The organism is Pseudomonas sp. GW460-LB5 (assembly GCF_059423245.1).
In genome coordinates, this window is sequence record NZ_JBWKXT010000087.1 from 1 (window position 1) to 18,629 (window position 18,629).

The 18,629-nt window shown below is 61.3% G+C and carries 14 protein-coding genes and 1 pseudogene; 6 read left to right on the forward strand and 9 right to left on the reverse strand.

Going from position 1 to position 18,629, the window contains the following annotated elements:
• Positions 1-741 precede the first annotated feature (741 nt).
• The gene (gene gmtY, locus AC07XM_RS29270; RefSeq protein WP_245353425.1) at positions 742-2,106 is read right to left on the reverse strand and encodes a gamma-mobile-trio recombinase GmtY; all 1,365 of its coding nucleotides are present in this window, start codon (positions 2,104-2,106) and stop codon (positions 742-744) included.
• Between the two features lie 153 nt (positions 2,107-2,259).
• Here gmtY and AC07XM_RS29275 point away from each other — a divergent pair.
• A pseudogene (locus AC07XM_RS29275) lies at positions 2,260-2,799 on the forward strand (mechanosensitive ion channel family protein); the annotation flags it as partial.
• 108 nt (positions 2,800-2,907) lie between these two features.
• Here AC07XM_RS29275 and AC07XM_RS29280 read toward each other — a convergent pair.
• The 4 genes from AC07XM_RS29280 to AC07XM_RS29295 all read right to left on the reverse strand — a co-directional run bounded on the left by AC07XM_RS29280 (position 2,908) and on the right by AC07XM_RS29295 (position 5,971).
• Entirely contained in the window at positions 2,908-3,843 is a 936-nt protein-coding gene (locus AC07XM_RS29280; protein ID WP_023047769.1) for an AEC family transporter, read from the reverse strand.
• Position 3,844: 1 nt separating this feature from the next.
• Complete coding sequence (locus tag AC07XM_RS29285; protein ID WP_016488548.1) at positions 3,845-4,720, reverse strand: carboxylate/amino acid/amine transporter; 876 nt, start codon at positions 4,718-4,720, stop codon at positions 3,845-3,847.
• Between the two features lie 229 nt (positions 4,721-4,949).
• Positions 4,950-5,549 carry an FMN-dependent NADH-azoreductase gene (locus AC07XM_RS29290; protein WP_016488549.1) on the reverse strand — a complete coding sequence of 200 codons (600 nt, stop codon included), beginning with the start codon at positions 5,547-5,549 and terminating at the stop codon, positions 4,950-4,952.
• 107 nt (positions 5,550-5,656) lie between these two features.
• Positions 5,657-5,971 (reverse strand): hypothetical protein, encoded by a 315-nt coding sequence (locus tag AC07XM_RS29295; RefSeq protein ID WP_024717905.1) that lies wholly within the window; start codon positions 5,969-5,971, stop codon positions 5,657-5,659.
• A gap of 48 nt (positions 5,972-6,019) precedes the next feature.
• Here AC07XM_RS29295 and AC07XM_RS29300 point away from each other — a divergent pair, with 48 nt between their 5' ends.
• The 4 genes from AC07XM_RS29300 to AC07XM_RS29315 all read left to right on the forward strand — a co-directional run bounded on the left by AC07XM_RS29300 (position 6,020) and on the right by AC07XM_RS29315 (position 10,216).
• On the forward strand, positions 6,020-6,943 hold the full coding sequence (locus tag AC07XM_RS29300; protein ID WP_016488550.1) for a LysR family transcriptional regulator: 924 nt from the start codon (positions 6,020-6,022) through the stop codon (positions 6,941-6,943).
• 13 nt (positions 6,944-6,956) lie between these two features.
• Positions 6,957-7,769: an alpha/beta fold hydrolase gene (locus AC07XM_RS29305; RefSeq protein WP_016488551.1), complete on the forward strand. Its 813-nt coding sequence runs from the start codon at positions 6,957-6,959 to the stop codon at positions 7,767-7,769.
• The gene (locus tag AC07XM_RS29310) at positions 7,763-8,320 is read left to right on the forward strand and encodes a peptidylprolyl isomerase A (protein ID WP_016488552.1); all 558 of its coding nucleotides are present in this window, start codon (positions 7,763-7,765) and stop codon (positions 8,318-8,320) included. Before AC07XM_RS29305 ends, AC07XM_RS29310 begins: the two co-directional genes overlap by 7 nt.
• A gap of 63 nt (positions 8,321-8,383) precedes the next feature.
• On the forward strand, positions 8,384-10,216 hold the full coding sequence (locus AC07XM_RS29315; protein WP_102690163.1) for an ABC transporter ATP-binding protein: 1,833 nt from the start codon (positions 8,384-8,386) through the stop codon (positions 10,214-10,216).
• Between the two features lie 163 nt (positions 10,217-10,379).
• On the opposite strand, the gene AC07XM_RS29320 is transcribed toward AC07XM_RS29315, so the two are convergent.
• Positions 10,380-11,507, reverse strand: coding sequence for a GNAT family N-acetyltransferase (locus AC07XM_RS29320; RefSeq protein WP_096426620.1), 1,128 nt, complete (start codon positions 11,505-11,507; stop codon positions 10,380-10,382).
• Positions 11,508-11,769: 262 nt separating this feature from the next.
• Here AC07XM_RS29320 and AC07XM_RS29325 point away from each other — a divergent pair, with 262 nt between their 5' ends.
• The gene (locus tag AC07XM_RS29325) at positions 11,770-13,014 is read left to right on the forward strand and encodes a putative porin (RefSeq protein ID WP_016488555.1); all 1,245 of its coding nucleotides are present in this window, start codon (positions 11,770-11,772) and stop codon (positions 13,012-13,014) included.
• Between the two features lie 214 nt (positions 13,015-13,228).
• On the opposite strand, the gene AC07XM_RS29330 is transcribed toward AC07XM_RS29325, so the two are convergent.
• The 3 genes from AC07XM_RS29330 to AC07XM_RS29340 form a co-directional block, all read right to left on the reverse strand.
• A complete protein-coding gene (locus AC07XM_RS29330) occupies positions 13,229-14,350 on the reverse strand; it encodes a beta-ketoacyl-ACP synthase III (protein WP_016488556.1) in 1,122 nt (373 codons plus the stop codon).
• 174 nt (positions 14,351-14,524) lie between these two features.
• Entirely contained in the window at positions 14,525-18,430 is a 3,906-nt protein-coding gene (gene hrpA, locus AC07XM_RS29335; RefSeq protein WP_102690164.1) for an ATP-dependent RNA helicase HrpA, read from the reverse strand.
• Positions 18,431-18,438: 8 nt separating this feature from the next.
• Positions 18,439-18,629, reverse strand: a 191-nt coding sequence (locus tag AC07XM_RS29340; protein WP_218279311.1) for a hypothetical protein, incomplete at its 5' end; no start/stop codon positions are given.

An 18,629-nucleotide genomic window follows, 5' to 3' on the forward strand; every position in this document is an offset into this window, starting at 1 on the left:
GCCACTTCCCTGCACATGGCAAAACTTGGGGCTCTCAGCCTGGTCGTTTCCATGAAGGGGAGGAGTTTCAATTTTTAAATGGGCTGGCTGAGGCATGATTTCGAATTAAAAACCGCGCGCCCTGGGGGCGTCGCGCCGGCGCACAACGCCTGACAGGACGTGCTTTCGACCACCATCGAGACCTGCACGGTCGACCTCATTTTAAAATTGAGAAGCCAGTCGGCTCCAATTCTGAATTGGAGAGGAAGGAGATTCTCTGAGCAGTCATGCGACAATTTGTCGCATCTTTTTTCAATGCCGAGCCATCTGGAAGCGCTTGCGCTAAGGGGGTGTTAGCTAGGCTTCAGCTTCAAAGGTCTTGAGACGAGCGTCAGGCGAGGCGAAAACTGCAGAGGAAGCGAAGGTTACGGGTTGAATGAGCATTCCGAGGCTGTTTTCAATGCAGCATGATCGCCACAGGCACTTTTCGTACGAAGCCTAGGTAGGGCTATATGGAAAGACTTGAGAAGCAGGCCATGTGAGGCAATCACTGCCGAGGAGCGCTTAGCGTGCCCGCACTGCCCAGGTCGACAATGACTGGGGAAGCGCGGCCTGCAGCGATGATCGCTTGAACCATAGGGCGAGAGGGGGGAGTCGATCCACGCTTCTATCAGCCCCCCATATCAGGCCTTTACAGGGTCGGTATCGAACAGGTCGGGAAGATCGATACGATGGTCTCTGTAAGGCCCGTATGTACAGGAATCAGACCTCAACTTGCTTTCCTTCTACCCGCTCCATCTCATCCCGGATGTCCTCACTGCTTGGCTCGATGTACACGAGGTGCGAATTCAGATTTTTATGGTGCATAGCTTTGGATATGAACACGCCGGAGAAACCGTACGCAGCGAGCCTGAAGCCATAGGCGTGGCGGTGCCCATGCTCAGTAGTGCCGAATGCCTTCTTATGAGGAAGGCCGATACGCTCGACAGCAGCTCGATGTTGCTGGCTGAAATTTTTGATCGTTTCAGGATGCCCAGAGCTATTGGTAAATGCATACGGGTGATCGAACTCAGGCGGTGGGTCGACCCGTTGGTATTTCAGATAGTTCATGTAGTTCGCATAAAACTCCTTCGCCTTTTCGACCGGGGAGAAGTAAATCTCAATATAACCATCATCACCATCGATAAGCTTAGGCGCTTTCCAACCTGCATAGAGAGCTCTTTGAACCACATAATCTGTTCTCGGAAGAAGACGATAACGCCGCTGCAGGTAGTCTCTACGATTACGGTAGCCCTTTTCCGGGGATCGCCCATTCGATGGATGCCATATACGAACAATGCCCTCTCCCTTTTTCTTGTCAAGTACTAAATCCCCCAAATACCAATGGAAAGGTTCAGACTTACGCAAGCCACCGTAATGCATCAATATAGTGATAGCACGCCCTTTGTAGTCAATGAAATCATGCTCTGTTGCGCCAGGATCATTACAAGTTCGAACCCAACCATTAACCAACAGATTATCTATTTCGCTTTCCGGAAATCGTTTTGTTATTTTTCTATTAGCCGACGGTGCATTGCCAGCACGAACCTGACGAACAAAGTGTGCATTACTTGCCTTACTGCGATCCTTGATCAAATGGCGCAGGAATATGTTCTGTTCTTTATGGTGGTAAGCGCACCAATTTATTCGCTCCTCAACCCGGGTTGCCTTGCGGAACGGGTTTGCCCGGGCGCCACTATGACCGTCCTGTTCGGCTAGCCAATCGCTGTAGACAGTAATGAGATACAACAGGAACGATGAGTCCTTCACCTTCCTCGGTACCCAGTACAAACCCGTGGGATCTGTCGAGGTCTCAACGTCAATGGTGCCCAACTCCAAAGCATTGACGAACGCCTGGAGAAGCTCTGTCACCTTCGTGAACTTGCCCTCGTTGGCATTGATGAACTGGATGAGATGCTGCACCGCGTAGACGCACCGCTCCATCCAAGACGCACTCTTTTTGGCTTGGGAAAGGAATCGCAGCAAAGAGATCAGGATGCCATCTTGAGTGATCAGGGCGGGGAGCATGACCTCACGGCCAGTCTTGTCATTCTGGTAAAGCGTGTTGATTTTCAGGACGTAGGCCATCAGAATCGCACCTGTTATATAGTATATAGTATGCGGACATATCTAATTTTAGCTTAGGTGAGCGGGTCAGGGAAGGCTGATTGGAGGGGGGATTTTTGGGGGTATCAGGGAGTAGTTTTGCGTTGATAGTATGTTTTTGGTCATCGGTTATAATACCGCGGCATGCAGCAGTCCGGTGGCCGGCGCATCAAGCGCAGCCTGTTCATCGATGCGGCCGGGGTGCGTTTCCTCACCCGCGAAGAGGAGCAGCGCCTGAGCCAGGTGCAGTTGCTGGGCGACTACCTGGCCGGCAAGCGCCAGGAGCTACAGAACTGGAACGACGCCCTGGGGCCTGTCGCCGAGCTGGCGGCTAACCGCCGCAAGCTGACCAACATCGGCACCTTCCGCGCCTTTGCCCTGGCCTACCTGAAAAACCACCCCAACGTGCACCCGAACATGACCTGCATGGTGCGGCAGATGCAGACCACGGCCGAAGGCGTGCCGCTGGAGATCTACTGCTTCACCACCACCACGGTGTGGGCGGACTATGAGCGAATTCAGGGGGATATCTTCGACTATCTGCTGGCGGTGTTGCCGGAGTTTGGCTTGAGCCTGTATCAGCAGCCCAGTGGCAATGACATGCGCGTGGGATTGAGTGGGCGTGCGGCGCAAGAGCCTGTGTCGCGTCGGCTGGAAGAGATGAGCGAGGCTTGAGATTGCCGGGGCTGCTTTGCAGCCCTTTCGCGACACAAGGCCGCTCCTACAATGACCGCGTAAATGCTGATTCTGTGGGAGCGGGTTCACCCGCGAATGGGCCAGTAGCTACCCCGCATAACCTAGCAGGTACAACAGCCCGGTCAAGGTCACCAGCGACGCCACGGTCGACAACAGGATCGTCCGCGAAATCAGCCCCGCCTCGCGGTTGTAATACTCCGCCAGCATGAACGGCCCCGTGCCGGTCGGCAGCGCTGCCAGCAGCACCGCCGAAGCCGCCCACATGCTCGGCAGGCTGAATACCTTGTATGCCAGCACCCAGGTCAGCGCCGGCTGCCCCACCAGCTTCAAGCCCACCAATGGCCACGGGCTGGCTTGCGCACCCGCGCGCTTTTCTGCCAGGAATGCACCCAGCGATACCAACGCGCACGGCGTGGTGGCCAACGCCAGCATGTCCAGAAAATGCAGCACCGGCTCGGCCAGCCCCAACCCGCTCATGGCCCAGCCAGCCCCCGCCAGCGGCGAAATCACCAGCGGGTTCTTCGCCAATGCCTTGCCAACGACCACCACGGCGCGACCGATATGCCGCTCCGCTTGTAGCCCGACCTCGATCAGCGTCAGCGAAATGGCGAACACCAGGCACACCACGATCAACGATGAAATCAGCGCCGGCTGCAAGCCCGCCTGGCCGAACAGCAGCAGGCACAACGGGATGCCTATGTAACCGGTGTTGGCATACCCCGCACTCAGCCCGTCGATGCTCGACGCCACCAGGCCATGGCCGCTGTTCAGGCGCCACAACAGCGTGGCCACGAACATGGCCAGGGCGCCCGTGCCAAAGGCCGCGATGAACCCCGGATGCCAGATCTCGCTCCAGGTGGCAGTGGCCGTCACCTTGAACAGCAACGCCGGCAGGCACAGCCACACCACCATCTTGTTGATTTCGGCGGCGGCCTTGTCACCCAGCTTGTTGGTCTTGCGGCACAGATAGCCGACGAGGATCAGGGCGAAGATCGGCGCAACAATCACGAAGATGGTGTGCATGTCAGGCCTTGCCGGCCAGCGGTGCCTGCGCGCGTGCGCCCAACCGGCTCAGCCACACGGACGCCAGGATGATCGCACCGCCGATGAACAGCCGCCCCAGCGGCTCGTGCTGGTTCCAGATCAGCAGGTTCAGCAGCAACCCCACCGGCACATGCAGGTTGTTCATGACCGCCAGCGTGCCGCCAGAAACCATGCACGCGCCCTTGTTCCACCAGTACAGGCCCAGCGCCGTCGGGCACAGGCCCAGGAACAACAGCACCAGCCATTGCACATCGGTACTCGGCAGGTGCTGGGCATTGCCGAACAGCAGGAAGGCCGGCAGCACCACCAGCAAGGCGCCCAGGTAGAAGTAGCCAAAACGCGCGTAGTGCGGCAGGTCACTGGGGTTGCGCGCGACCAGGTGGCGGTACAGCACCTGGCCGGCGGCATAGGTGAAGTTGGCCAGTTGCAGCAGCAGGAACCCGATGAAAAACTCGCCGCTGATGCTGTCGAAGCGGATCACCGCGGCACCGGCTACCGCCACCAGCGCCGCCAGCAGTGCCCATGGGTTGAAACGCCGGTTCATGGCGTCTTCGATCAGCGTCACGTGCAACGGCGTGAGGATGGTGAACAGCAGCACCTCCGGCACCGTGAGTACGCGGAAGCTCAGGTACAGGCAGACGTAGGTGATGCCGTACTGCAGTGCGCCGATCAGCAGCATCGAGCGCATGAAACGCGGTTCGACCTGGCGCCAGCGGGTCAGCGGCAGGAACACCAGGCCGGCCAGCAGCACCCGTGCGAGCACGGCGAAGTAGCTGTCGACGTGCCCGGCCAGGTACTCGCCGATCAGGCTGAAGGAAAACGCCTGGATCAGCGCGACGATTATCAGGTAGCCCATGGTTGCCTCTCGTAATCAAGGCCGCGACCTTAGCGGGTTGCGCCGAATGAGTTCAACCATTCAGGTGCCTGTCATGGTTTTTTTGTTAGGGCATAAATCGAGCGCCGCCCGCGCGGCGCATCGCGAGCACTACAAAGCTCAGTAGAGTCACAAAAAAAGCCCGGCCATTGGCCGGGCAGTACACCCAAAGGAGCAAAAACAGGTGTCAGGGTTGGGAATTCAGTAAACCTCAGGCCACTGCCGCCAGCCTGGCCTTGGCCTGGTTGACGCCTTTCTCGTGGAATTCGCCACTCATGTTCAGGCCTTCGGCATGGATGAAGTCGACATCATGAATGCCAATGAACGCCATCACCTGGCGCAGGTACGGTTCCTGATGGTCGCTGGTGGCGCCCGCATGGATACCGCCACGGGCAGTCAGGACCACGGCGCGCTTGCCGGTCAGCAGGCCCTGCGGGCCGGTGGGGGTGTACTTGAAGGTGATGCCGGCACGCAACACGTGGTCCAGCCAGGCCTTGAGGGTGCTGGGGATGGTGAAGTTGTACATGGGCGCAGCCATCACCAGCACGTCGGCGGCCAGCAATTCATCAGTCAATTCATTGGAACGGGCCAGGGCCTCAAGTTCGGCGGCGCTGCGCTGTTCTTCCGGCTTCATCCACCCACCCAGCAGGTTGGCGTCCAGGTGCGGCACCGGGTTCACGGCCAGGTCACGCACAGTAATCTGATCAGCCGGGTGAGCGGCCTGCCATTGCTGGATGAAATCACGGGTCAGCTGACGGGAAACGGAATCCTGCTGGCGGGCGCTGCTTTCGATGATCAGTACGCGGGACATGGGTGCCTCCATCGGCGAAAAGGGTGCGATTCGATGGAGGTGAGATTAAGGCTTGACCTATCGATAAAAAAGCGTAAAAAGTGGGTTCAATCAATCGATTAATCAGTTTATTCCGGGCTGCAGTTCACGGCGATCCGTAGTTTGATGATCTGCCTGTTGAATTTGGCAGTGACATCCACGCTTTTACCGGCCGGCACGTTCACCCGGCGTACCCGCGGTGCCTCCGGGCCATTGCGGAAGGTCACCTTGCACGCCGCCGGCACTTGCCCATAGTTGTTGAGGGTAATGGCGCCGATGTCGTAGGCCGTGTCATAGGCGGTGTAGTCCAGCTTGACCCCGGTCAGTTCCTTTTCCACATCGATGGGATAGGCCATGGCCCCGAGGGGCAGGCACATCAGTATTGCCGCACAACATTTCTTCATGGGCCGCTCTCCTTGAAAGAGCGCAGCTTAGGACAACAGGAGCGAAAGATGAAAGCGCCGCGCGTAACCCTTGACCAGTGGCGAACCCTGCAAGCAGTGGTCGATCACGGCGGGTTTGCCCAGGCCGCCGAGGCACTGCACCGCTCGCAGTCCTCGGTCAGCTACACCGTGGCCCGCATGCAGGAACAACTGGGTGTGCCGCTGCTGCGCATCGACGGCCGCAAGGCGGTGCTCACCGAGGCGGGCAACGTGTTGTTGCGTCGCTCTCGCCACCTGGTCAAGCAGGCCAGCCAGCTCGAAGACCTCGCCCACCATATGGAACAAGGCTGGGAAGCCGAGGTGCGCCTGGTGGTCGATGCCGCCTACCCCAGTGCCCGCCTGGTACGTGCCCTGGCCGCGTTCATGCCGCAAAGCCGCGGCTGCCGGGTGCGCCTGCGTGAAGAGGTGTTGTCGGGCGTAGAGGAAGTGATGCACGAAGGCATCGCCGACCTGGCCATCAGCAGCTACAGCATTGGCGGCTACCTGGGCGCCGAGCTGAGCGCGGTGGAGTTCGTCGCCGTCGCCCACCCTGAACACAGCCTTCACCGGCTGGGCAGGGAACTCACCTTCCAGGACCTGGAAAGCCAGCTACAGGTGGTCATCCGCGACTCCGGCCGCGCGCAGCCACGCGACGTTGGCTGGCTGGGTGCAGAGCAGCGCTGGACGGTCGGCAGCCTGGGCACCGCCTCCACCTTTGTCAGCAGCGGCCTGGGCTTTGCCTGGCTGCCCCGACACATGATCGAGCGCGAACTGCGCGAAGGTGTGCTCAAACCATTGCCGCTGGATCAGGGTGGCAGCCGCCACCCACTGTTCTACCTTTATTCGAGCAAAGAGAAGACCCTGGGCCCGGCCACGCAGATTCTCATCGAGCTGCTGCGCAACTTCGACACCGCGCCACTGGACGTGCCCTTCGCAGCCCCCCCGCAAGCCTGAGAGGACCGCGCCCATGGCCTATTTCGAACACGAAGGATGCGCACTGCATTACGAGGAATATGGCCAGGGCGACCCGTTGGTGTTGCTGCACGGCCTGGGCTCCAGCTGCCAGGACTGGGAGTTGCAGGTGCCGGTGCTCAGCCGGCATTACCGGGTGATCCTCATGGACATCCGCGGCCACGGTCGCTCCGACAAACCGCGCGACGGCTACCACATAGCCACCTTCAGTGCCGACCTGCTGGCCCTGCTCGAACACCTGCACACGGGGCCCGTGCACTTCGTCGGCCTGTCGATGGGGGGTATGGTCGGCTTCCAGTTTGCCGTCGACCACCCGCAATGGCTGCGCAGCCTGTGCATCGTCAACAGCGCCCCCGAAGTCAAGCGCCGTACCCGCAGCGACTGGCTGTGGTGGCTCAAGCGCTGGGGCCTGGCACGCCTCCTCAGTGTCGAAACTGTCGGCAAGGGCCTGGCCGAACGACTGTTCCCCAAGCCTCACCAGGCTGCCCTGCGGCAGAAGATGGCCCAACGCTGGGCGCGTAACGACAAGCGCGCCTACCTCAAGAGCTTCGACGCCATCGTCGACTGGGGCGTGCAGGAACGCATCGGCCGTATTCACTGTCCCAGTCTGGTCATCGCTGCCGACCACGATTACACCCCGATACAACTGAAACAGCGTTACGTTGCCTTGATGCCCAACGCCAGGCTGGTGGTCATCGACGATTCGCGGCACGCTACGCCCCTCGATCAACCCGAGGTCTTCAACCAGACCCTGCTGCAGTTCCTCGCAGCCGCTTCCACCTCTCAAGGATCTTTGAGCCCATGCTGAAAAAACTCCTGCTCACCGCCTGCTCGGTCGCCTTCGCCACCAGCGTCATGGCTTCCGACAAGACCCCGCACGTCATGCTGGACACCAGCTTCGGCCAGGTCGAAATCGAGCTGAACGCCGAGAAGGCGCCGATCAGTACCAAGAACTTCCTCGAGTACGTCGACAGCGGCTTCTACAACAACACCATTTTCCACCGAGTGATCCCCGGCTTCATGGTCCAGGGCGGCGGCTTTACTGACCAGATGGTACAGAAGAACACCAAGGACCCGATCAAGAACGAGGCCAGCAATGGCCTGCTGAACACCCGCGGCACCCTGTCGATGGCGCGCACCTCCAACCCGAACTCCGCCACCAGCCAGTTCTTCATCAACGTAGCCGACAACGATTTCCTTAACCCGGGGCGCGACGCCGGGTACGCCGTGTTCGGCAAGGTGACCAAGGGTATGGACGTGGTCGACCAGATCGTCAACTCGCAAACCACCACCAAAAAAGGCATGCGTGATGTACCGGCCGACCCGGTCTACATCAAGTCGGCCAAACGCATCGACTGACCGCAGGCTGCACAGGGACGTGCAACCGCCTGAGGGCCGGATGGAACAGGAGTGTCGTTACCCATGCTGTACCGTCGTTTTGAACAACTGATCGATATCTTTCGCGAAGCCCCCAGTGAATCGCCACCCACCACCGTGTGGCCGTTCTACCTGTATTACCTGCGCCAGGTGTGGCCCAGCTTCCTTGCCCTGCTGGTGGTCGGCCTGTTCGCCTCGCTGATTGAGGTGGCGATGTTCAGCTACCTCAGCCGCATCATCGACCTGGCCCAAGGTACGCCAAATGCCAGCTTCTTCAGCGAGCACAGCGGTGAACTGATCTGGATGCTGGTGGTGATCCTGCTGCTGCGGCCGTTGTTTTTTGGCCTGCACGACCTGCTGGTACATCAGACCATCAACCCCGGCATGACCAGCCTGATCCGCTGGCAAAACCACACTTATGTGCTCAAGCAGAGCCTGAATTTCTTCCAGAGCGACTTCGCCGGGCGCATTGCCCAGCGCATCATGCAGACCGGCAACTCGCTGCGTGATTCTGCCGTGCAGGCGGTGGACGCGTTGTGGCATGTGCTGATCTATGCGATCACCTCGCTGGTGCTGTTTGCTGAAGCCGATTGGCGCCTGATGCTGCCGCTGCTGGTCTGGATCGCTGGCTACATCGCCGCGCTGTTCTACTTCGTGCCACGGGTCAAGGAACGTTCGGTGATCTCCTCCGACGCCCGCTCCAAGCTGATGGGGCGGATCGTCGACGGCTACACCAACATCGCGACGCTGAAGCTGTTCGCCCACACCGACTACGAGCAGCAGTACGCACGTGAGGCGATCCGCGAGCAAACCGAAAAAACCCAGCTGGCCTCGCGGGTAATTACCAGCATGGACGTGGTCATCACCACACTCAACGGCCTGCTGGTGGTTGCCACCACAGGCCTGGCGCTGTGGCTGTGGAGCCAGTCACTGATCACCGTTGGCGCCATCGCCCTGGCCACCGGCCTGGTGATCCGCATCGTCAACATGTCAGGCTGGATCATGTGGGTGGTCAACGGCATCTTCGAGAACATCGGCATGGTCCAGGACGGCCTGCAGACCATTGCCCAGCCGGTTACCGTCACCGACCCGCCCAACGCGCCGGCGCTCAAGGTCAGCCGCGGCGCGGTGCATTTCGATGATGTCGACTTCCACTATGGCAAGGCTGCCAATGTGATCGAAGGGCTCGACCTGAACATTCGCCCGGGCGAAAAAATCGGCCTGATCGGCCCGTCCGGCGCGGGCAAGTCGACGTTGGTCAACCTGCTGTTGCGCCTGTATGACGTGCAGGGCGGGCGCATCCTCATCGATGGCCAGGACATTGCCAAGGTGAGCCAGGCCAGCCTGCGCGCACAAATCGGCATGATCACCCAGGACACCTCGTTGCTGCACCGCTCGATCCGCGACAACCTGCTGTACGGCCGCCCCGATGCCAGCGAGGCGCAGTTGCACGAAGCGGTTCGCCGCGCCCGCGCCGACGAGTTCATCCCGCAACTGTCGGACGCCCAGGGGCGCACCGGTTTCGATGCCCATGTGGGTGAGCGCGGGGTCAAGTTGTCGGGCGGCCAACGCCAGCGCATTGCCATTGCCCGGGTGCTGTTGAAGAATGCACCGATCCTGATCATGGACGAAGCCACTTCGGCGCTGGACTCGGAGGTGGAGGCCGCCATTCAGGAGAGCCTGGAGACGCTGATGCAGGGCAAGACGGTGATTGCCATTGCCCACCGGCTGTCGACCATTGCCCGGATGGACCGGCTGGTGGTGCTGGACAAGGGCCGGATTGTCGAAAGTGGCAGCCATGCGCAGTTGCTAGAGCAACAAGGGTTGTATGCCCGGTTATGGCACCACCAGACCGGGGGCTTTGTCGGGGTCGACTGATCTGCGCTACGGCGCGCTTCTTGTAGGAGCGGCCTTGTGCCGCGAAAGGGCTGCGCAGCAGCCCCAGGTTTCAGCTTCGCAGCAATAATTGCCGGGGCCGCTTTGCGGCCCTTTCGCGGCACAAGGCCGCTCCTACAGGGATCGCGCTGCAGCCGAAGACACATCAGTCCCGGCGGTAGGGCAACATCCCCCTCGCCTCCTCGGCATACCCCTTGACCCCTTCGCGCTCCTGCAGCAGAAAATCCTCCACCGCCCGCCGCAACCCCGGGTGCAGCAGGTAATGCCAGGACCGCGTCAACACCGGCTCAAACCCGCGTATCAGCTTGTGCTCGCCCTGCGCTCCGGCATCGAAACGCTGGTAACCCTCGGCAATGGCAAAGTCCATGCCCTGGTAGAAACACGTTTCGAAATGCAGCCGGTCGAACTCATCCAGGCAGCCCCAGTAGCGGCCAAACAGGCTGTCGCCCCCCACCAGGCTCAAGGCCATCGCCACATCGCGCCCACCTTGACGGGCCATCACCACACGCAGCGCCTCGGGCATGCGTTCGGCCAGCAGGCTGAAAAACTCGCGGGTCAGGTAAGGCGCGCGTCGGCGCACCGCATAGGTGTTGGCATAACACTGAAAGACGAAATCCCACTGTGCCTCGTCCAGTTCATCACCGCGGTACCAGCGGAAGTCGATACCCTGCCCCGCCACCTGCTCGCGCTCCTTGCGCATCTGCTTGCGCTTGCGCGAGCTCAGGCTGTCGAGAAAATCCTGGAAGTCGCGATAGCCCCGGTTTTGCCAGTGGAACTGACAGCCCAGTCGCTCCATCCACCCTGGCAGGCCCGCCAACTGCGCGTCCAGCGCCGGGTCGGTGAAGTTGATGTGCGCACCTGAAAGCCCACCCTTGCCCAGATACTCCGGCAAGGCCTGCAGCATCAGCAAGCCGTCAGCCGGATCGGCCGCCAGCAGCCGTGGGCCGCTGACCGGGCTGAACGGCACAGCGCCGAGCAGCTTTGGGTAGTAGGCGATGCCAGCCCGCTCACAGGCCTCCGCCCAACCATGATCGAACACATACTCGCCAAACGAGTGCCATTTGCGATATGCCGGCAACAGTGCCCGTACCTGCCCGTCACGCTCCAGCACCAGGTGCTCGGCGGCCCAGCCGGTATTTCGCTGCACGCTGCCGCTGTCTTCCATCGCGCTGAGGAAGGCATGGCGCAGGAACGGTTGGCCCGCCGGCACCAGGGCATCCCAGGTGGCCGCCGGAAGATCACGCAAATGGGCAAGGCTATACAGGCTGGTCACGGTTTCGGCTCGCTGTCTGAAGGCCCTCAGTATCCCCAAGGATGGCCCGGCACTCAAATGACGAAAGCCAGGCTGATCCTTTTACTCTCAATTACTTAACAACAGTGCCACTAATTAGACATTAATCTGTCATTGGCCCCCGCAATACTTGCGCCTGTTTTCCGGAACCCCAGAACCTGTCTATTCAGGCCCTTTCCGAAGACATGCCAACGCAGGGGCAGGCGCTTGAGCCTCCCCCATTTTTTTCAGTAGGGAGAACCTTATGCGTCTTGTTTCTACACTTACCGGAGTGAGCCTCACCGGCATGATGCTGGCTCTGAGCGCCCCGGCCAGTGCTGCTGTCGACGCCAAGCTGCTCGAAATGCTCCGCGCCAATGGCTCGATCAACCAGGCGCAGTACAACGAACTGCAGGGCGACCTGGCAAAAGAAACCAAGGAAAAGGCCGACCAGAAAGCTCAGTCCGAACGTATGAGCTCCTTTGAACAAAAAGTGGCATGGGCCGCCAAGACCCAGATCAAGGGTGATGTGCGCCTGCGTTACGAAGACGTCAACGTTGACAACCCGATCTCCCGTAGCGGCAACCAGGACCGTGAGCGCGTGCGTGCCCGTGTCGGTTTCTACAGCGAGATCAACCCGCAGGTCGACGCCGGCGTGCGTGTGGCCACCGGCAGCAGCGCCGATGCTCGCTCGACCAACCAAAGCCTGGACAACTATTTCGAGAAGAAATCGCTGTGGGTCGACCTGGCCTACCTCGACTGGCATCCGACTGCCGTGCCAAACCTGCACCTGATCGGCGGCAAGATGATGCAGCCATGGGTGAGCATGGGCGACATCATCTGGGACAGCGACATCAACCCTGAAGGCGTGGCGGCTACCTACAAGACCAACCTCGGCCCCGCCGAAGTGTTCGGCAGCATCGGCCACTACAACCTGAAAGACAACGTAGACGGCGACGGCGTGCAGTACAAGCACGACGCGCAGCTGTACGCGGCCCAGCTGGGTACCAAGTTCAACGCGGCTGACACCGTCAAGGTTACCGTGGGCGGCAGCATTTACGGCTACGACAACGACAAGGCCTCGGCTGCCCTGGCTTCGCTGGGCAACACCACCAACGAGTTCCAACTGGTGGAAGGTTTTGGCCAGGTCGACTTCACCGGCTTCGCCATCCCGCTGTCGGCTTACGGCCAGTTCGTCAAGAACACCGAAAGCACCGACGGCAAGGACAAGGCCTGGCTGGCCGGCCTGAAGAGCAAGATCGGCGCCTGGAGCCTGGACTACAACTACCGCGACGTACAGCGTAACGGTGTAGTGAGCCTGTTCACCGACTCCGACTTCGGTAACGGCTTCACCGGTTCCCGTGGCCACAAGTTCAAGGTGGGTTACGAAATCGACAAGAACTTTGCGCTGGGCGCGGCCTACATGATGGCCAAGACCGACTACTCCAACCTGCCGAACAGCGATGCTGACGTAGACACCCTGCAGGTAGACCTGGAAGCCAAGTTCTAAGCGTCACCCTCTCTGCTTCAAGCTGAAGCGGGAAACGCCGACCCCATCCGGCGTTTCCCGTTTTTTTTGCCTGTGAAATTGTAGGGGGCTGCTTCGCAGCCCATTCGCGGCACAAGGCCGCTCCTACAATGGGACGCGATCCCTTGTAGGAGCGGCCTTGTGCCGCGAATGGGCCGCAAAGCGGCCCCCGGCTATCTCGGATCAGACCAGGCAATCAGCGCTTGCGCAAGATCACGCTACCAATCGAATACCCCGCACCAAACGAGCTCAACACGCCCAGCGAGCCCTTGGCCAAGTCATCCTGGTACAAGTGGAAGGCAATCACCGAACCCGCCGAACTGGTGTTGGCATAACGGTCGAGAATCACCGGTGCATCTTCCTCGGCCACTTCACGCCCCAGCAGCTTCTTGACGATCAGGTGGTTCATGCTGAGGTTCGCCTGGTGCAGCCAGAAGCGCTTGACGTCGCTCGGTTGCAGGCCGTTTTCCTGCAGGTGCTCACCGATCAGCTCGGCCACTTTTGGGCACACCTCGCGGAACACCTTGCGGCCTTCCTGGATGAACAGTTTGTCTGCCGCACCTTCACCCTCTTCCGCCGCACGGTTGAGGAAGCCGAAGTTGTTGCGGATGTTGTTGGAAAACTCGGTCCACAACTTGCTGCTGACGATGTCGAACTGGTGCGCCGAGGTGGCCTGGTCGGCACGCTCGATCAGCACCGCCGTGGCGGCATCACCGAAAATGAAGTGGCTGTCACGGTCACGGAAGTTCAGGTGGCCGGTGCACACCTCCGGGTTGACCATCAGCACCGCGCGCGCCTGGCCCAGGGCCACGCTGTTGGCGGCGGTCTGGATGCCGAAGGTGGCCGACGAGCAGGCCACGTTCATGTCGAAGGCAAAGCCCTGGATGCCCAGCGCCTGTTGTACTTCGATAGCAATGGCCGGGTATGGGCGCTGCAAGTTGGAGCATGCGACGATTACCCCATCGACATCGGCAGCGGTGCGGCCGGCGCGCTCCAGGGCCTGGCGGGCAGCGGCGACGGCCATTTCGCAGAGCACCGACGGCTCGTCGTTGGAACGCTCTGGCAGGCGTGGCTTCATGCGCTGCGGGTCGAGGATGCCGGCCTTGTCCATGACAAAGCGGCTCTTGATGCCCGAAGCCTTTTCGATGAACGCCGCGTCGGACAGCGGCGCCGCTTCGACCTCACCGCGCTCGATGGCAGCGGCGTTGTCCTGGTTGAACTGCTGCGACCAGGCGTTGAAGGAGGCCACCAGTTCTTCGTTGGAAATGCTCTGGGCCGGGGTATACAGGCCGGTGCCGCTGATCACGACGTTATGCACGGTCGTTCCTCTGGTCAAAGGCCATCGCCACGGGGCGCTGGCTGGAAACATGACAGATTAATGGCACTTTAGTACCAATTTTGGGGCGTACGCTCACCCCTGTGGAAGCGGGCGCGCCCGCGAAGGGCCGCAAGCGGCCCCAAACTCCCCAAAGTTTGCCACAAATAAGGGAGGTTAGCCTTCCACCTGGCTCCATTGTTTGCTCAATCTTTTGTCGGAAATCGGCACTTTGGTTCCCAGTTGCTGGGCAAACAACGACACCCGGTACTCCTCCAGCCACCAACGGTACAACGCCAGTTGCTCATCACGCTTGCCTTCTTGGGCATGCTTGTCGGCACGGGCGTTGTACTGCGCCCACAGGTTGGCCAGCTCGCCGGACCAGACCCGGTCTTTCTGCACTTGCGAACCCAGCTTCTCCAGGCGCAGTTCCACCGCCTTGAGGTAACGTGGCAGCTCCTTGAACCAGGCCGCGGGTGTTTCGCGCACAAAGCCCGGGTACACCAGGTTACCCAGCTGCTGCTTGATGTCGTTCAGCGCCACCGCCTGGCTCAGGTCGATCTTGCCCTTGAAGCGCTTCTGCAACCCATGCCACAGCTTCAGCACTTCCAGGGTTTGCCGCGCCAGGCGCTCGGCATGCTCAGCCCAGCTGCCGCGCTTGCGCTCTGCCAGCCCGGCCAAGGCCGCACCATCACGCGGCAGCGGTTGTTCGCCTTCAAGGATGCAGGTGTCCAGGCTGGCCAGCAGAATGTCTTCGACCAGCGCTTCGACCCGACCCAGTTCACGGTACAGCAGGCCCAACTCGGTCAGCCCCGGCAACTTGCCGCGCAAGAACTTGGCCGGCTCGGCCAGTTGCTGCAGCAATAGCCGTTGCAACGCGCGGCGGTGCTGGAACTCGGCTTCGGCCTGGGTCGAGAAACGCCCTTCGCGCACGGTGCCGTTGTCTTCGACCAGTGCCGGGTACACGGTCATCGACAGGCCGGCAATCTTCTGCTGGGCGGTCTGTTTCACTTCGCTGAAGGCTTTGGCCTGCACCGGCTGTTCGCTTTTGGCATCACGCGGCACCGCCAGCGCTGCCTGACTGGCAGCGGCAAAGCGTGCAGTCAGCTCGGCCAGGTCGCGGCCTTCGCCAAGGAACTTGCCTTGGCCATCGACCACTTCGATGTTCATCCGCAGGTGGCCTTCGACCAGCTTGACCGATTCGTCCCAGGCCTCATCGGACACCCGTGCACCGGTCATGCGCAACAGCTCCTGGCCCAGGGCCTGCGGCAGCGCCCCTTGACCGAAAGTCATGCGCGCCAGCGAGGCCTTGACGAAGTCCGGCACCGGCACGAAGTTCTTGCGCAGCGCCTTGGGCAGGTTGCGCACCAGCGCCACGCACTTGGCCTCCAGCAGGCCTGGCACCAGCCATTCCAGGCGCTCGCCGGGCAGGCTTGGCAGCAGCGGTGCCGGCACCCGCACGGTCACGCCGTCACGCGGGTGGCCTGGTTCGAAGTGGTAGGTCAACGGCAGGCGCAGTTCACCGACTTGCAGGCTGTCCGGGTACTGCGCAGCGGTGACTTCGCTGGCCTCACGGGCCAACACGTCTTCCTCGCGCATGATCAGCAGGTTCGGGTCCTTCTGGCTGGTCATGCGGTACCAGGCATCGAAGGTCGCGGTCTGGTGGATCTCCGCCGGCAAGCGCGCTTCGTAAAAGGCGTAGAGGGTTTCTTCGTCGGCGAGAATGTCGCGCCGACGAGCCTTGGCCTCCAGCTCGTCGAGTTCTTCGAGCAGGCGTTTGTTTGCCGCCAGGCACTTGGCCCGCGACTGGATTTCACCGCCAACCAGGCCCTCGCGAATGAACAGCTCACGCGAGGTCACCGGGTCGATCGGGCCGAAGTGTACCGGCCGGCGGCCGACCAGGATCAGGCCATAGAGGGTGATCTGCTCATAGGCCACCACCTGCCCACGCTTCTTTTCCCAGTGCGGTTCGAAGTGATTCTTCTTGATCAGGTGGGTCGCCAGCGGCTCGATCCAGTCAGGCTCGATCTTGGCGACCATACGCGCATACAGCTTGGTGGTTTCCACCAGTTCCGCGGCCATTACCCACTGCGGGCGCTTGCGGCCGATGCCGGAAGACGGATGCACCCAGAAGCGCCGCTGGCGGGCGCCCTGGTAATCGCCCTCTTCGGTTTTCTGGCCAATCTGGCTGAGCAGGCCGCTAAGGATGGCCTTATGCACCTTCTGGTAGTCAGACGGCTCCTTGTTGACCACCAGCTGCAGCTCGCGGCAGATCAACGACAACTGGCGATGGGCATCGCGCCACTCGCGCAAGCGCAGGTAGTTGAGGAAATTCTTGCGGCACCAGTTGCGCAACGGGCTGGCAGTCAGGGCCTGGCGTTGCTCTTCGAAACCCCGCCACAAATTGACCAGTGCGGCAAAGTCGGTATCAGCGTCCTTCCACTGCGCATGCGCCTGATCAGCAGCCTGCTGGCGCTCCGGCGGGCGCTCGCGTGGGTCTTGCACCGACAGCGCACTGGCAACGATCAGCACTTCCTGCAGGCTGCCCTGGCGTGCGCCTTCAAGCAGCATGCGGCCCAGCCGCGGGTCGACCGGCAGACGTGCCAGTTGGCGGCCGATGGGGGTCAGCTGGTTCTCGCGGTTGACCGCCGACAGCTCCTGCAGCAGGTTGAAGCCGTCGCTGATGGCCTTGCCATCCGGTGGCTCGATGAACGGGAAGGCATCGATCGCACCCAGGCGCAAATGCAGCATCTGCAGAATCACCGCCGCCAGGTTGGTGCGCAAGATCTCCGGGTCGGTGAACGCGGGCCGGCTGTTGAAATCTTCTTCGCTGTAAAGCCGTACGCAGATGCCTGGCTCTACCCGGCCGCAGCGGCCTTTACGCTGGTTGGCACTGGCCTGGGACACCGCCTCGATAGGCAGGCGCTGTACCTTGGCGCGGTAGCTGTAGCGGCTGATGCGGGCCGTGCCGGTGTCGATCACGTAGCGGATACCAGGTACCGTCAGCGAGGTTTCGGCAACGTTGGTGGCCAGCACCACGCGCCGCCCGGTGTGCGGCTGGAAGATGCGCTGTTGCTCCGCTGGCGACAGGCGTGCGTACAGCGGCAAAATCTCGGTGTGGCGCAGTTGCGCCTTGCGCAGGATCTCGGCGGCATTGCGGATTTCCCGCTCGCCCGGCAGGAAGATCAGCACATCGCCCGGCCCCTTGCCCTCACTGCGCTCATGGTGCGAAAGCTCATCCAGGGTCGCGAGGATGGCCTGGTCGACGGTGAGGTCATCCTCGATCTGGTTACCTTCCTCGTCCTGCTCGCTGGTCAGCGGGCGGTACCAGGTTTCCACCGGGAAAGTGCGCCCGGACACCTCGATGATGGGCGCGTCGTCGAAGTGCTTGGAAAAACGCTCCAGGTCGATAGTCGCCGAGGTAATGATCAGCTTCAGGTCCGGCCGGCGATGCAGCAGGGTCTTCAGGTAGCCGAGCAGGAAGTCGATGTTCAGGCTGCGCTCATGGGCTTCGTCGACAATGATGGTGTCGTAACGCTCCAGGAGGCGGTCGTGCTGGGTTTCGGCCAGCAGGATACCGTCGGTCATCAGCTTGACCAGGGTATTGGAGTCGCTCTGGTCTTCGAAACGCACCTGGTAGCCAACCAGCCCGCCCAGGGGCGTGCCCAGCTCTTCGGCAACCCGCGCCGCCACGCTGCGCGCGGCGATCCGGCGCGGCTGGGTGTGGGCAATAAGGCCATGGCTGCCACGGCCCAGCTCCAGGCAGATCTTCGGCAGCTGGGTGGTCTTGCCCGAACCGGTTTCGCCGGCGATCACCAGCACCTGGTGCTCGGCCAGGGCCTTCTTTATTTCGTCACGTTTGGCGGCGATCGGCAGGTTGTCGTCGTAACGCACGGTCGGCACACTCTGCTGGCGCGCGGTGACCTGAGCGCAGGAGGCCTGGACCTTTTCCACCCACTGCGCCAGTTTCGCCTCGTCGGGGCGCTTGCGCAGTTCGTGCAGTTGCCGCCGCAGGCGATGGCGGTCGGCGATCATGGCGTGGTCGAGGTTTTGCAGCAGTTTGTCGATGGCGTGGTCAGTCATGGGGCTTTTTAGTGATGCAGGTGAGCCTGCTTTTTCATGATCGGCATTCGAAGGATGCGCGATTGTCGCAGATTTGAGCCTACTTTGCTGTCCAGGCTGGCACGGTCCCTGTAGGAGCGGCCTTGTGCCGCGATGGGCTGCGGCAGCAGCCCCAAGACCTGCGCCTCAGCACACAGTGCCGGGGCTGCTGCCGCAGCCC

Coding starts and splice junctions, on each gene's coding strand:
- gmtY (WP_245353425.1), bottom strand. CDS start 2,106: ATGGCCTACGTCCTGAAAATCAACACGCTTTACCAGAATGACAAGACT.
- AC07XM_RS29280 (WP_023047769.1), bottom strand. CDS start 3,843: ATGCACACCATCTTCGTGATTGTTGCGCCGATCTTCGCCCTGATCCTC.
- AC07XM_RS29285 (WP_016488548.1), bottom strand. CDS start 4,720: ATGGGCTACCTGATAATCGTCGCGCTGATCCAGGCGTTTTCCTTCAGC.
- AC07XM_RS29290 (WP_016488549.1), bottom strand. CDS start 5,549: ATGTCCCGCGTACTGATCATCGAAAGCAGCGCCCGCCAGCAGGATTCC.
- AC07XM_RS29295 (WP_024717905.1), bottom strand. CDS start 5,971: ATGAAGAAATGTTGTGCGGCAATACTGATGTGCCTGCCCCTCGGGGCC.
- AC07XM_RS29300 (WP_016488550.1), top strand. CDS start 6,020: ATGAAAGCGCCGCGCGTAACCCTTGACCAGTGGCGAACCCTGCAAGCA.
- AC07XM_RS29305 (WP_016488551.1), top strand. CDS start 6,957: ATGGCCTATTTCGAACACGAAGGATGCGCACTGCATTACGAGGAATAT.
- AC07XM_RS29310 (WP_016488552.1), top strand. CDS start 7,763: ATGCTGAAAAAACTCCTGCTCACCGCCTGCTCGGTCGCCTTCGCCACC.
- AC07XM_RS29315 (WP_102690163.1), top strand. CDS start 8,384: ATGCTGTACCGTCGTTTTGAACAACTGATCGATATCTTTCGCGAAGCC.
- AC07XM_RS29325 (WP_016488555.1), top strand. CDS start 11,770: ATGCGTCTTGTTTCTACACTTACCGGAGTGAGCCTCACCGGCATGATG.
- hrpA (WP_102690164.1), bottom strand. CDS start 18,430: ATGACTGACCACGCCATCGACAAACTGCTGCAAAACCTCGACCACGCC.